9 protein-coding genes and 1 pseudogene are annotated in these 13,287 nt (G+C 70.0%); 9 read left to right on the top strand and 1 reads right to left on the bottom strand.

The genetic code is table 11. The features are described from left to right. Window positions 1-8 precede the first annotated feature (8 nt). From ABT025_RS34765 to ABT025_RS34750, 4 genes are all read left to right on the top strand, one after another. The gene (locus tag ABT025_RS34765) at window positions 9-1,289 is read left to right on the top strand and encodes an NtaA/DmoA family FMN-dependent monooxygenase (RefSeq protein ID WP_502972095.1); all 1,281 of its coding nucleotides are present in this window, start codon (window positions 9-11) and stop codon (window positions 1,287-1,289) included. Window positions 1,290-1,293: 4 nt separating this feature from the next. Then, entirely contained in the window at window positions 1,294-2,094 is an 801-nt protein-coding gene (locus ABT025_RS34760; protein WP_351002655.1) for a DUF1684 domain-containing protein, read from the top strand. A gap of 263 nt (window positions 2,095-2,357) precedes the next feature. Beyond that, window positions 2,358-3,257, top strand: a complete 900-nt coding sequence (locus ABT025_RS34755; RefSeq protein ID WP_351002654.1) for a S1 family peptidase — start codon at window positions 2,358-2,360, stop codon at window positions 3,255-3,257. Between the two features lie 230 nt (window positions 3,258-3,487). Then, complete coding sequence (locus tag ABT025_RS34750) at window positions 3,488-3,967, top strand: hypothetical protein (protein ID WP_351002653.1); 480 nt, start codon at window positions 3,488-3,490, stop codon at window positions 3,965-3,967. Between the two features lie 70 nt (window positions 3,968-4,037). Here ABT025_RS34750 and ABT025_RS34745 read toward each other — a convergent pair whose 3' ends face one another. After that, complete coding sequence (locus ABT025_RS34745) at window positions 4,038-4,964, bottom strand: DUF4231 domain-containing protein (protein WP_351002652.1); 927 nt, start codon at window positions 4,962-4,964, stop codon at window positions 4,038-4,040. A 227-nt stretch (window positions 4,965-5,191) separates the two neighbouring features. Between ABT025_RS34745 and fxsA the strand changes: the two genes are divergently transcribed. The 5 genes and pseudogenes from fxsA to ABT025_RS39585 all read left to right on the top strand — a co-directional run. Continuing rightward, window positions 5,192-5,359 (top strand): FxSxx-COOH cyclophane-containing RiPP peptide, encoded by a 168-nt coding sequence (gene fxsA / locus ABT025_RS34740; RefSeq protein WP_351002651.1) that lies wholly within the window; start codon window positions 5,192-5,194, stop codon window positions 5,357-5,359. Between the two features lie 74 nt (window positions 5,360-5,433). Next, window positions 5,434-7,683 (top strand): radical SAM/SPASM protein FxsBH, inactivated beta-hydroxylase extension form, encoded by a 2,250-nt coding sequence (gene fxsBH, locus ABT025_RS34735; RefSeq protein ID WP_351002650.1) that lies wholly within the window; start codon window positions 5,434-5,436, stop codon window positions 7,681-7,683. Between the two features lie 213 nt (window positions 7,684-7,896). Then, on the top strand, window positions 7,897-9,252 hold the full coding sequence (fsxC, locus tag ABT025_RS34730; protein WP_351002669.1) for an FxsC protein: 1,356 nt from the start codon (window positions 7,897-7,899) through the stop codon (window positions 9,250-9,252). Continuing rightward, the gene (fxsT, locus tag ABT025_RS34725; RefSeq protein WP_351002649.1) at window positions 9,236-13,168 is read left to right on the top strand and encodes an FxSxx-COOH system tetratricopeptide repeat protein; all 3,933 of its coding nucleotides are present in this window, start codon (window positions 9,236-9,238) and stop codon (window positions 13,166-13,168) included. The genes fsxC and fxsT overlap by 17 nt, the downstream gene beginning before the upstream one ends. 16 nt (window positions 13,169-13,184) lie before the next feature. Beyond that, window positions 13,185-13,287 (top strand): annotated as a pseudogene (locus ABT025_RS39585) (SCO4225 family membrane protein); the annotation flags it as partial.

Genomic DNA, 13,287 nt, shown 5'->3' with positions numbered 1-13,287 from the left:
CGAAGCAGATGCACCTCGCCGCGCACTTCCCGGGTGTGAACAACACGACGGTGTGGAACGACCCCCGCTCCGGCAGCCAGATCGAGTTCTCGTCCTTCGAGCATCTCGCGCGTACGGCCGAACGCGGGCTGTTCGACTTCTTCTTCCTCGCCGAGGGGCTGCGGCTGCGCGAGCACAACGGCCTGATCCACGACCTGGACGTGGCCGGCCGCCCGGAGTCCCTCACCGTGCTCGCCGCGCTGGCCGCCGTCACCGACCGGCTCGGTCTCGCCGCCACCGTCAGCGCCACCTTCAACGAGCCCTTCGAACTGGCCCGCCGGCTCGCCACCCTCGACCACCTGAGCGCCGGCCGGGCCGCGTGGAACGTCGTCACCTCGTCAGACGCCTTCACCGGTGAGAACTTCCGGCGCGGCGGCTACCTCGACCGGGCCGACAGATACACCCGCGCCGCCGAGTTCGTAGCCACCGCTCGCGAGCTGTGGGACTCCTGGACACCCGACGGCACCCCGCGCCCCTTCGCCCACCACGGACGGCACTTCTCCGTCCAGGGCGAGTTCACCGTCCCGCGCTCCCCGCAGGGCCACCCCGTCGTCATCCAGGCGGGGGACTCCCCGGAGGGCCGCGAGTTCGCCGCGTCCGCCGCCGACATCGTCTTCACCCGGCACGGCACCCCGGAGGCGGGCCGCGCCTTCTGCGCCGACGTCAAGGGGCGGCTCGCGAAGTACGGCCGGGAACCCGGCGAACTGAAGATCATGCCCGGCGTCGGTGTGGTGCTGGGCGACAGCGACGCCGAGGCGCGGGAACGGGCGGCCGGGATCCGCCTCCAGCAGGTCTCGCCGCAGAACGCGATCCTGGCACTGGAGCAGGTCTGGGGCCGCGACCTCTCCTCGTACGATCCCGACGGGCCGCTTCCCGAGAGCGACCCGGTCCCCGAATCGGAGCTGAGCCGGGGCCGGGTCCGGCACGGCGACCCCCTCGTGGCCGCGGCGCGCTGGCGCGAACTGTCCCGGGAGAAGGGGCTGTCCATCCGGCAGACCGTCATCGAGGCGACGGGCCGGCAGGCGTTCGTCGGCAGCCCGCGGACCGTGGCGGCCGAGATGGCCGAATTCGTCGGCACGGGAGCCGCCGACGGCTTCATCCTCGTTCCCCATCTCACCCCCGGCGGCCTCGACGACTTCGTCGACCTGGTCGTCCCGCTCCTCCAGGAACGCGGGGTGTTCCGCACCGCATACACCGGTTCCACGCTGCGGTCGCACCTCGGGATCGCCGAGCCGGTATGGAAAGGTTGACCACATGAGCACGGACGCACAGCAGCAGGCAGCACGGGACTGGAACCACTGGCACCAGGAGCGGACCGCCACGGTCGCCGCACCGTACGGGCCGCTCTCCCTCACCGGCACCCACTGGCTCTCCGACTACCCGGAGGGGCGAATTCCGGCCGTCCCGGGCCACTGGCGGGAGGACGGCGAGGAGGTGGTGCTCACCGCCGGCGCCGAGGACGGCCTGAGTGTCGACGGGAAGCCCCTGACCGGCGAGGTCCGGCTCGGTGCCGACCGCGGCCCGATCGACGCCTCCCGGGTGGCGCACGGGGAACGCCGCCTCGTCGTGCTGAGCCGCGAAGGCCTGTGGGCGGTGAGGGACTTCGACCCGGACTCCGCGGCACGGCGCGCCTTCCGCGCCATCGAGGCCACACCGTACGACCCGCGCTGGGCCGTGCCGGGCCGCTTCCGCCCGTACGACACCTCACGCACCGTCCGGGTCGAGAACGCCGACGGTGTCGAGCGCGGGCTGGGGCTCGGCGGGGAGATCGCCTTCGAGCTGGACGGCGCCCCGCACACCCTCCAGGTCGCCGTCGAGAACGACGGCTCGCTCTGGGCGGTCTTCGCCGACACCACCAGCGGGGACACCAGTTACCGCTTCCGGTTCCTGCGGCCCGCCGCCCCGGCCGACGACGGGTCGGTGACGGTGGACCTCAACCGTGCGCTGCTGCCGCCCTGCGCCTTCGCCGATCACTTCATCTGCCCCTTCCCGCCGCCCGGCAACACCCTCCCCGTCGCCGTCGAGGCGGGGGAGCGCCGGCGGACCGACGGCTGAACCGGCGCCTCCGTCCGACCGCGTCCGGCCCCGGCAGACCCTCCTGCGCCGGGGCCGGACACATGCGCGGAGCCGTCCGGGATCCGGGAAGCTCAGGCCAGAAGGCGCCCTTGCGCAAGAAGTTGACGCCTTGAATACTCCCGAGCAGCGCTTGTCAGGGGCACGGCATATCCGCATTGCGGGCAACGGCCGCGCCCATGACTGCGCCTCACGGGTCCGACCACCCCACAGGCGGACCCCCGACTCCCCTCGGGAGGAAACAAGTGAGGATCAAGCGCACCACCCCCCTCAGCACTGCCGCGAGACGCAGCAGGGCCGTCGCCATCGCCGCAGGTCTCGTGGCGGTCGCCGCACTCGCCGTCCCCAGCGCACAGGCCAGCTCCAACGGAACGTACAGCGCGAACCAGCTCTCCGCCGCGAGCGACGCCGTCCTCGGTGCCGACGTGGCCGGTACGGCCTGGAACGTCGACCCCGTGACGAAGAAGGTCGTGGTCACGGCCGACAGCACGGTCTCGGCCGCGGAGATCCAGCAGATCAAGGACTCCGCGGGCGTCAACGCCGGCGCCCTGCGCATCGAGCGCACATCCGGGAAGTTCAGCAAGCTGCTCTCCGGAGGTGACGCCATCTACGCGCCCGGCTGGCGCTGCTCCCTCGGCTTCAACGTCCGCAGCGGCAGCACGTACTACTTCCTGACCGCCGGTCACTGCACCGACGGCAACCCTCCCTGGTACACCAACTCCTCGAACACCACCTACATAGGCCCGACGGTCGGCTCCAGCTTCCCGACCAACGACTACGGTCTGGTGCGCTACGACAACGCCGCCGTCTCCCACGAGGGAACCGTCGGCAGCGTCGACATCACCAGCGCGGCCAACGCCACGGTCGGGATGTCCGTCACCCGCCGCGGCTCCACCACCGGCATCCACAGCGGCACCGTCTCGGCGCTCAACGCCACGGTCAACTACGGCAGCGGCGACATCGTCTACGGCATGATCAAGACGAATGTGTGCGCCGAGCCCGGCGACTCGGGCGGCCCGCTCTACTCCGGCTCCAAGGCGATCGGACTCACCTCGGGCGGCAGTGGCAACTGCAGCTCCGGTGGTACGACGTTCTTCCAGCCGGTCACCGAGGCGCTCAGCGCGTACGGCGTCAGCGTCTACTGACATGCGGGGTGGCCGGTTCTGTCCCCCGGAACCGGCCCTTCCCTCGAAAGCGCATGTCGAACATGCCGAGCCCCCGCCCGAATTACGGGCGGGGGCTCCCGCTGAGGCCGCGGCTTTTGAGAGGATGTGACACAGGACGGTCACGCAGGAGCAACGGGGGCGGACGCTGCGCCTCCCGGGGGGACGCCCTCCGGGAACCCCCGGCAGACACCCCAGGGGGTTCCAGGTCCGTGAAACGCATCGGAGTGACCGGTCACCGCAGCATTCCGCAGGAAGTCCATGACCATGTGCTGGCGTCGATGCGAGCGGCGTTCCACGGATTCGACGGCTCGGTCGAGGCGCTCTCCAGCCTGGCGGTCGGGGCGGACCAGCTCTTCGCGGACCTCGCCCTCGACCACGGTGCCCAGCTGACCGTGGTCATCCCCAGCGGCGACTACGAGGCGTGCTTCGCCGACGGAGCCGAACTGGCCCGCTACCGGGCCCTCAAGGCCCGCGCCGTGCGGGAGGTCAGGCTGGACTACCCGCACTCCACCGACGAGGCGTACTACGCGGCAGGCGCCTACATCGCCGACCACTGCGACCGGCTGATCGCCGTGTGGGACGGCAGGCCCGCCCGTGGCCTGGGCGGCACCGGGGACATCGTGACCTACGCCCGCGGGCTGGGCCGCCCGGTCACGGTGATCTGGCGCGACGGGGTCGAACGGGGCTGACCGACCGTCATGGGCGCCGGCAGGTCGCGCGTGCGCGGCCCGCCCGTCACCGGACCGGGTGCCGGGGCCGTCACATCTGGTGCCGGGCGAGCCAGTCCGTGTGCTGGGGGGAGACGATGCGCTCGGTCTCGAACACCGCCCGCGGCCACTGGCGCTCGTTCAGCGTGGTCTCCATCGCTATCTGCATCGACTCCAGATCCTTCTCCACCAGGGAGTGGGCCGAGATCAGCGGATGGTGGCGGCGCATCTCGCTCCAGGCGAGGCAGGCGGCGGCAGCCGCGGAGAGCACCCCGGTCAGCGCGAAGGACTGGCCTGCCGAGAAGACCCGGAAGAGGGCGAGGACCAGGGCGAGCGCCGTCAGGGTGGCTATGGTGGTCGACCAGACCAGGGTGGCCCGCCGGGAGACCTCCTGGCGTCTGCGATACCAGCTCCGCTGTTCGATCAGCCGGTCGCGCACATACGTTTCCTTGCGCACCGTGAATGCCTTGTCCCGTAATGCGTGCATGGAATCGGTGATGAGCCCGCCGGAATCGGCCGTCCGGTCCCGGGGGTCGGACCAGCCCACCTTGCGGAGCTCCTGCAGTCCCTCTTCGAGCCGGTTGGCGAACACCGCTTCGGGATGCTGGGTGCCGGTATCGAAAGGTGAGCCATGCACGGAGTAGCGCCAGCACATCGATTTGATGAACTCCGCCGCGGAGCGATTGAGCTGCCAGTGCGACTTGGCCTTCCGCCGGGAGGCGAGGTAGGTGGCGACCAGGACGCCGAGGTAGGCCAACACGGCGACACAGTCCGTCAGTTGGAGCGTACCCTCGACCTCCGCATGCCAGGGCAGCGCCGCCGGGACCGTGCCCACGACCAGCAGGATGAGCTGCCATCGGGTCGTATTCACCGACTCCCGCTGGCGGGCGATCGCAATGGCGTCCGTGTGGTGAAAGAGCTCCGGCAGATCAGCGTTCCTGAAGACCATGCTCTGCAGTGGTCCGGGAATCGCCGTCATGTTCACTCCCGTCTGCGGTTATGTCATCACTCCGATGGCGGAAGTCACAGTTCCGCTTCATCGCGGCGGGTCCCATGTGACGCTCTTGTTCCAAGTGGGCGTCCTCAGTTGCCAACCGAGGTCATGAGAGTAAAGTCGTGCCGCCGGACACTGCAATGGTGCAGGTACCAACGCTGGTTTCCTGTCCGGAACCATTCCATCGGAACGAATCCCCCTCAAGGACGGCCGTGAAGACCACTGAATCCTCCCTCTCCTTCGCCGTTGCGAAGAAGAGCCGTGTGCCGCTCGCCGCGATCGACGCGCGTGGTGGCGAAGCAGCCAGGAAGCTCGGTCGGGTGCAAGTCGCCTCCGCCGGTCGCCCCAGCCAGGCATCCACCTTCAACTCCTCCCTCTGACCCCGCGTCACGGATCACTCCTCCGGGACGGCCGGTCTGCCGGATCACCCTTCCACGCTGGCTAGACTGGTGGAATGACAGGACCCCTGGTCCCTTTCCGTGAAGTAGTCCTCAAGGTTCACAGCAGGTGTGATCTTGCCTGTGACCATTGCTATGTCTACGAACATGCCGATCAGAGCTGGCGAACCCGTCCGAAAACAATCTCTGACGAAGTCATCTTCCGGACTGCTCAGCGGCTGGCTGAGCATGCCAAGACACATGCACTGCCCTCCGTGTCAGTAATCCTGCACGGAGGGGAGCCTCTGCTGGCGGGTCCCGCCCGGCTCCGGCGCATCTGTGAAGAGCTCACCGCCGCCTTCGACGGCGTGGCCGCCCTCGATCTCCGGATCCATACCAACGGCCTGCAGCTCAGCCCGCGCTATCTCGACCTCTTCAGCGAGTACGACGTCAAGGTGGGCATCTCCCTCGACGGCGACCGCGCGGCCAACGACCGGCACCGCCGCTTCGCCGACGGCCGCAGCAGTCACCCCCTGGTACTCAAGGCCGTCGAGCTGCTCCGTCAGGAGCGCTACCGCCATCTCAACCTAGGCCTCCTGTGCACCATCGACATCGCGAACGACCCGGTCGCGGTCCTCGACGCGCTCACGGAGCTCGAACCGCCCCTCATCGACTTCCTGCTTCCCCATGCCACCTGGGACGATCCGCCGGCGCGGCCGGACGGATCGCCCACCGCCTACGCCGACTGGCTCCTCGCGGTATTCGACCGCTGGCAGGAGCAGGGGCGTCCGGTGCCGGTACGGATCTTCTCCTCGGTCGCCTCCACGCTCAACGGCGGCCCCAGCCTCACCGAGTCGCTGGGCCTCGCGCCGACCGACCTCGTCGTCGTGGAGACCGACGGCCGGCTGGAGCAGGTCGATTCGCTGAAGAGCGCCTATGAGGGCGCGGCGGCCACCGGATTCGACGTCTTCGCGAACGCCTTCGACGAGGTCGCGGCACACCCCGGGGTGCGGGCCAGGCAGCTCGGTCTGGAGGGCGTCAGCGAGACGTGCCGCCGTTGCCCCGTCGTACGTTCGTGCGGAGGAGGTCTGTACACCCACCGCTACAGCTCCGCGGGCGACGGCGAGGGATTCGACAACCCGTCCGTGTACTGCCATGACCTCGCCGCCCTGGTGCGCGGCATCGAGGCGCGTACGCCCGCGGACACCGTGGCTCCCGCGGTGGCCGATCCGGTCGAACTGCTCGCGGCCCAGGAGGACCTCACCCGCACCCTGCTGGCCCGGCTGCACGCGGACCTGGACGGCCTGGGCGGTGAGCGGTGGGCGGCGGCGTGGGAGCTGGCGGCCGTTCTGGAGGGCTCGGAGGAAGGGGTCCGGGGGCTGGACGGCGTACTCGCCCATCCGTATACGCGTACCTGGCTGCTCGACGCGCTGGACGCCCTGCACGAGGCCCGGCCGGAGGCGGCTTCCGTGGCCGCGGACGGTCTGCAGACCCTTCTCGCCGCGGCCGCCGTACGGGCCGGTCTCGATCTGCGGGTGCCGGTGCCCTACCGGGACGGCGGGCTCGTCCTGCCCACCCTCGGCCGGCTGACGGTCGCCGGGCCGGGGGAGCGCGGCACCGTGCTGGTGCGCCCGGCCGGGGACGGGTTCCTGGCCGGCCCTGCCGCCGGAACGGCGGAGCGGCGGGTCCGGCGGTCCGCCGAGGCCGGGCCGGGCTGGCTGCCGGTGCGCGCGTTCGCCCTGCCGGGCGGCCCGTTCCCGGGCGGCTTAGTGATCGACGATCTCGACCCGTACCGGGACTGCTTCGGCGCGCCCGCCGCCCCCACGCTCGACGCGGCGGGGGCCGGCCGTCTGGGTGACGCGCTCACCGAGGCCTGGGCGCTGATCGAGGAGCGGGCTCCCGCCCACGTCGCGGGGTGCGCCGACGGCCCGCTCCCGCTCACCCTCACCCCGCTCACCGGCCTGGCGCCCGGCGAGCCATCGGTGGGGCGGCACGGATACGGCGCGATCGGTGTCGGGGCGGACGAGGAGGCCGGCACGCTGGCGCTCACGCTGCTGCGCGGAGTGCGGCGAGCGAGATTCCGGGCACTTGTGGACGTCACGGATCTTTACGCGGCGGACGGCTCCTGGGAACATCGAATGCCCTGGCAGGACGAATTGGTTCCGTTTTCCGGGATGCTGGCCGACGTCCATGAACGGCTGGCGCTCGCGGCATTCGATTCCCGGTTCCGGGACGGAGTGCCGCAGGCGCTCGATACTCTCGAAGGGGCGGCCGAACTCACCGTCGGCGGGAAACGGCTGGTGGCTCTGATGCGAAAGGAATTCTGAATACGGAATTCCGGTTCGAGGGGGAGGGCGGTCGCGCACTCGGGACAACCGGGAGGAACGGCATCAGACCGCATGTGCGCAGAGATGTGATCGACAGGGCCCGGGAACAGATGACTGAAAAGTGGCGTTGATTGACCGAACGTCATGGGGGTGGAGCAACGTCCGCTCCGGAATGATGAATTCGCTCGCATTCTCTTCACTCCTCGGGTGCGGGTGCTCACACAGGACGGGGGTCGTGTGCACGCGACGACGCAGCAGCGAGCGGCGGACCATCGGCCGTACTTCTTCTTGAGTTACGCCCACACACCGGGGTACGGCGGTGGCACGGACCCCGACATGTGGGTCGAGCGGCTCTTCCAGGATCTCTGTGGCCACGTGATGGCCATGACCGATCTGCCCGCGGGCGCACCCGCGGGCTTCATCGACCGCGAGATACGTTCCGGCGAGGGCTGGTCGGAACGGCTCGGCGAGGTGCTCGCCACCTGCCGGGTTTTCGTACCGCTGTTCTCGCCGCGCTACTTCGCCAGCGAGATGTGCGGCAAGGAGTGGTACGCATTCGCCCAGCGCGCCATTCATTACCGGGCCCGCTCCAACCAGCCCGCCGAGGCGATCGTCCCGGCGCTCTGGGTGCCGGTCCCGCCCAGCCAGCTACCCGGGCCGGCCGAGCGATTACAGTTCAACCACCGTGATTTCGGGGACCGTTACGTCAGTGACGGGCTCTACGGGCTGATCAAGCTCAAACTCTTCAACGAGGAGTACGAGCGTGCGGTGTACGAGCTCGCCAAACGCATCGTCAGCGTCGCCGACACGGTACGGATCGGCACCGGCCGGCCCGTCGACTACCGGTTGGCCCCCAGCGCCTTCGGTCCGACGAGCGGCGGGGCGGGCGGCCCCCGCCCGATGCAGGTGACCATCGCCGCCGCCACCCGCCACGACCTGCCGGAGGGGCGCAACGCCGACTACTACGGCGACAACCCGCAGGACTGGAACCCCTACCACCCGGACGCCGCACGGCCCCTGGCCTATGTCGCCGAGGACCTGGTGCGCTCCCTCAACTACCAGGCCACCGTCACCTCCTTCGACGAGGAGGCCGGCCTCCCGGTCGGAAAACAGCCCACCACACCGGAGATCCTCCTGGTCGACCGCTGGGCGCTCCAGGACGAGGACCGGTGCAGAAGGCTCGCAGCCTTCGACGCCGAGCACCGGCCCTGGGTGACGATGGTCGTCCCGTGGAACCGCGACGACCACGAGAGCAGGGCCGCGGAGGCCGAACTGGCCGCCAAGCTCGAACAGACCATGCCGACCAAGATGCGCCAGGGCCGGGCCTACTGCCGTGCCGCCGCCAAGGGCGTACCGAGCATGGAGGCCTTCGGCCAGATCCTGCCGCAGGTGGTCGAGGTGGCCGCCCAGCAGTACCTGAGACACGCGGCTGTCTATCTGCCCGCCACCGGCGGCGGAGGACCCACCGAACGGACGCGCTTGATGGGACCGATGGCGCAGACCCAGTACATCCCCCGGACACATGACGCTGCGACGGATGCGGAGGACACGGATGACGGCCAGTCGTGACGGACGCATCGTCACCTTCTACTCGTACAAGGGCGGTACGGGGCGCACCATGGCCCTGGCGAACACGGCCTGGATTCTCGCCGCCAACGGCAATCGGGTACTGGCTGTCGACTGGGATCTGGAGGCACCCGGACTCCACCGGTTCTTCCACCCGTTCCTCGACCCCTCGACCCTCGGCGCCACCACCGGTGTCATCGACCTGATCACCGAGTACGCCTGGGCCGCGACCAGCCCGGTGCAGCGGGCCGACGACTGGCACCGGGAGTACGCGCGGATCCAGCCGCACGCGGTCTCACTCACCCCCGAGGCGCTCGGCTGGGAGTTCCCGCAGGGCGGAACGCTCGACTTCGTCTCCGCCGGACGGCAGAACCGCGAATACTCCGCGACCGTCTCCACCTTCGACTGGGACAACTTCTACGACCGGCTCGGCGGCGGCCACTTCTTCGACGCCCTGCGCGACGACATGAAGGCCAACTACGACTACATCCTCATCGACAGCCGTACCGGCCTCAGCGACATCGCCGACATCTGCACCGTCCACCTGCCCGACGTGCTCGTCGACTGCTTCACCCTCAGCGACCAGTCCATCGACGGCGCCGCCTCGGTCGCCCGGCAGATCTCCGAGCGGTACACCGGCCGCCCCATCTCCATCTTCCCCGTCCCGATGCGGATCGACGAGGGCGAGAAGGAGAAGGCGGACGCCGGCCGTGCCCTGGCCCGGCTGAAGTTCGACCGGCTGCCGCGCGACCTGTCCGGGGACGAACTCACCGCCTACTGGGGCGCGGTGGAGATTCCGTACCGTCCCTACTACGCGTACGAGGAGACCCTCGCGACCTTCGGGGACGAGGCGGGGCTCACCAACTCCCTGCTCTCCGCCTTCGAACGGCTCACCTCCGTCATCACGGACCAGCAGGTCACCTCGATGCCCCCGGTCGGGGAAGAGGTGCGGCTGCGCATCCGTGACGCCTTCACCCGCCGCAGGCCCGCGCTGCCCGCCGACCTCTTCCTCAGCTATGTGGCGGAGAACCGGATGTGGGCCGACTGGATCGAGTCCGTCCTCACCCGGGCCGGATTCCGCGTCGTGCCCCGCGACGTGTCCGCCGAGCGGGGGCCCCAGGACGCGGCCGTCACCACGGAGAACGCGGTCCGCACGGTGGTGCTGCTCTCCAGCGCGTACCTCAAGTCGCAGCGCGCGGTGAGCCTCTGGGACCGGGCCGTCGCCGAGGACCCGGGCGGCGGGCGGCGCCATCTGCTGCCGCTCAGAGTCGGTGACGTACGGCTGTCCGCGCCCTACATCGACCGCAACCCCGTCGACCTGTTCCGGCTCGACGAGGTGCACGCCACCGCAGCCCTGTTACGCGCCCTGGACCGGCCCGTACAGCTCACCGACGCGGTGTCGCCCGGACCGCGCTTCCCCGGTACCGTCCCCCGGATCTGGAACGCGCCGCCACGCAACCCCGGCTTCACCGGCCGCTCCCTCGTCCTGGAACGGATGCGCGACCAGCTCGGCGGCGGCATGGCCGTCGTGCTGCCGCAGCCACAGACCCTGTACGGACTCGGCGGCGTCGGCAAGACGCAGGTCGCCCTGGAGTACGTGCACCGGTTCATGGCCGACTACGACCTGGTCTGGTGGATATCGTCCGAACAGACCGACGACGTGGTCGCCGGGCTCGCCGAACTCGCCGTCCGGCTCGGCGCCCAGGGCGGCGACGACATGGCCGCCGCCTCCCAGGAGGCCGTCGACCTGCTGCGCCGCGGTGTCCCGTCGGACCGCTGGCTCCTGGTCTTCGACAACGCCGACGACCCCGAACGGCTCCGGCGCTACTTCCCGCAGGGCGGCTCCGGACACATCCTGGTCACCTCCCGCAACCAGGCCTGGTCCCAGCACGGCGACGCGCTGCCCGTCGACGTCTTCCTGCGCGAGGAGTCCATCGAGCACCTACAGCGCCGGGCACCGGGGCTGAGTGACGAGGACGCCGCCCAGGTGGCCACCGCGGTGGGGGACCTGCCGCTCGCCGTCGAACAGGCCGCGGCCTGGATCGCGGAGACCGCCACCCCGATCGACACCTATCTGGAACAGCTGGCCCAGCAGGCCCCGGAGGTGCTGGCGCTCAACCAGCCGGCCGGCTACCCCGAGCCGGTCGCCGCGACCTGGAACATCTCCATCCAGCGCCTCAAGGAACGCTCGCCCGCCGCGGTGCGGCTGCTCCAGCTCTGCGCCTTCTTCGCCCCCGAGCCGATCTCGGGGAACCTGCTGTACAGCAAGGAGATGATCGAGGCGCTGAAGCCGTACGACGCCTCGCTCCAGGAGAAGCTGGTGCTGGGCCGGGTCATCCGGGAGATCGGCCGGTTCGCCCTCGCCAAGGTCGACCAGGTATCCAACTCCATCCAGGTGCACCGGCTCGTCCAGGCGGTCATCCGGGCCCAGCTCACCGAGGAGGAGCAACGGGACGCCCGGCACGCCGTCCACCGCATCCTGGCAGGTGCCCGTCCCGATGACGACGAGCCGATCGACAACCCGGCCAACTGGCCGCAGTTCGCCTCGATATGGCCGCACCTGGGCCCGTCGGACGCCCGTAACTGCAAGGAGCCCGAGGCCCGCAGGCTCCTGATCGACCGGGTGCGCTACCTGTGGAAGCGCGGTGACTTCAGGACGGCCACCACGCTCTGCGAGGAGCTGCGCGACATCTGGCGCGAGACGCTGGGGGAGCGGGACATCCAGTACCTCTACCTCTGCTTCCACCTGTCCAACATCTACCGCTCGCGCGGCCGTTACGTGGAGGCCATGGAGCTCGACGAGATCACCCTGGCGACGCAGCGGGAGGTGCTGGGCCCGGAGCATCCGCACACGTACATGAGCACCAGCAGCCTGGCCACCGACCTCGGCACGCTCGGCGAGTACACCAGGGCGATCGAGCTGGCCACCGAAGCCACCGACGGGTTCAACCAGATCTTCCACGACTCCCACCCCAGGGCCCTGGCAGCTGCCAACAACCTGGCGTTCACCCTGCGGTCCATCGGCCAGTACGCCAAGGCCCGCGAGATCGACCAGGACGTGTTCGACCGGCGCCGCGAGGTGCTCGGCGAGGAACACCCGTACAGCCTCTCCTCGGCCATGAACCTGGCCCGAGACCTGCGGGACGTCGGCCGGTACGAGGACTCGGTCGGCATCCTCAGTCGTACGTACGACAGCTACAAGGCCACGCTCGGCCGGTCCTTCCCCGGCACGCTCAGCGCGGCCAAGAGCCTGGCGGTCTCGCTGCGCCGGGCAGGCAGGCTGGAGGACGCCCGCCGGCTCACGGTGGCGACGCGGGCCAGGTACCGGGCCAAGTACACCTCCGCCAACCCGGAGTCGCTGGCCTGCGATCTGAACCTCGCGGCCGACCTGTTCGCGGGCGGCGAGGCGATCGAGGCCCGCGACGCCGCCCAGGAGGTCGTCGACCAGTATGTGAAGGTGCCGGGCGAGAAGCACCCGTACACCCTGGCGGCCCTGAACAATCTGGGTGTCTATCTCTGGGGGACCGGTGCGGCCGAGGAGGCGGAACAGGTACTGACCCGGGTGGTCGCCTCGATGCGTGAGGTGTACGGGCGGGCGCACCCCAACACGCTGTTCAGCGTGATGAACCTGGCCAATGCCACGGCGGAGCGGGGCGATCTCGACCTGGTGCTGAAGACCGAGCGGGAGCTGGCGACGCAGTTCCGGGAGGTACTGGGCGCACACCATCCGGAGACGCTGGCCATGAAGTCGAACATGGCGGTCACGCTCGACTCGATGGGGCGCAAGGACGAGGCTCTCCAGGTCAGGATGGAGACGGTCGAGGAGCTGTCCCGGCAGCTCGGTGACGACCATCCGCTCACCCGGATCGCCCGGGACGAGCGCCGGTTCCAGCGCGAACTGGAACCGCAGGCGGTGTGAGCCGCGGGAGCGTCCGGCCACGGCCGCCGCCCTGCTCGTCTGGGCGTTCGTGGTGTCCGCCGGTGACGACTCCGGCGAATCGATGGCGGGAGTCATCCCGCTGCTCGCGACTGCTCCGG

The sequence above is a fragment of the Streptomyces sp. NPDC002809 genome (genome assembly GCF_040295435.1).
Taxonomy (GTDB): domain Bacteria; phylum Actinomycetota; class Actinomycetes; order Streptomycetales; family Streptomycetaceae; genus Streptomyces.
Note: the sequence above shows the minus strand (reverse complement) of the source record. Positions and strands in the feature narration are given on the sequence as shown.

Bases quoted from the DNA above. Each gene is read 5' to 3' on its own strand.
- ABT025_RS34760 (WP_351002655.1), top strand. From the start codon at position 1,294: ATGAGCACGGACGCACAGCAGCAGGCAGCACGGGACTGGAACCACTGG.
- fxsBH (WP_351002650.1), top strand. From the start codon at position 5,434: ATGACAGGACCCCTGGTCCCTTTCCGTGAAGTAGTCCTCAAGGTTCAC.
- fxsT (WP_351002649.1), top strand. From the start codon at position 9,236: ATGACGGCCAGTCGTGACGGACGCATCGTCACCTTCTACTCGTACAAG.
- ABT025_RS34765 (WP_502972095.1), top strand. From the start codon at position 9: ATGCACCTCGCCGCGCACTTCCCGGGTGTGAACAACACGACGGTGTGG.
- ABT025_RS34745 (WP_351002652.1), bottom strand. From the start codon at position 4,964: ATGACGGCGATTCCCGGACCACTGCAGAGCATGGTCTTCAGGAACGCT.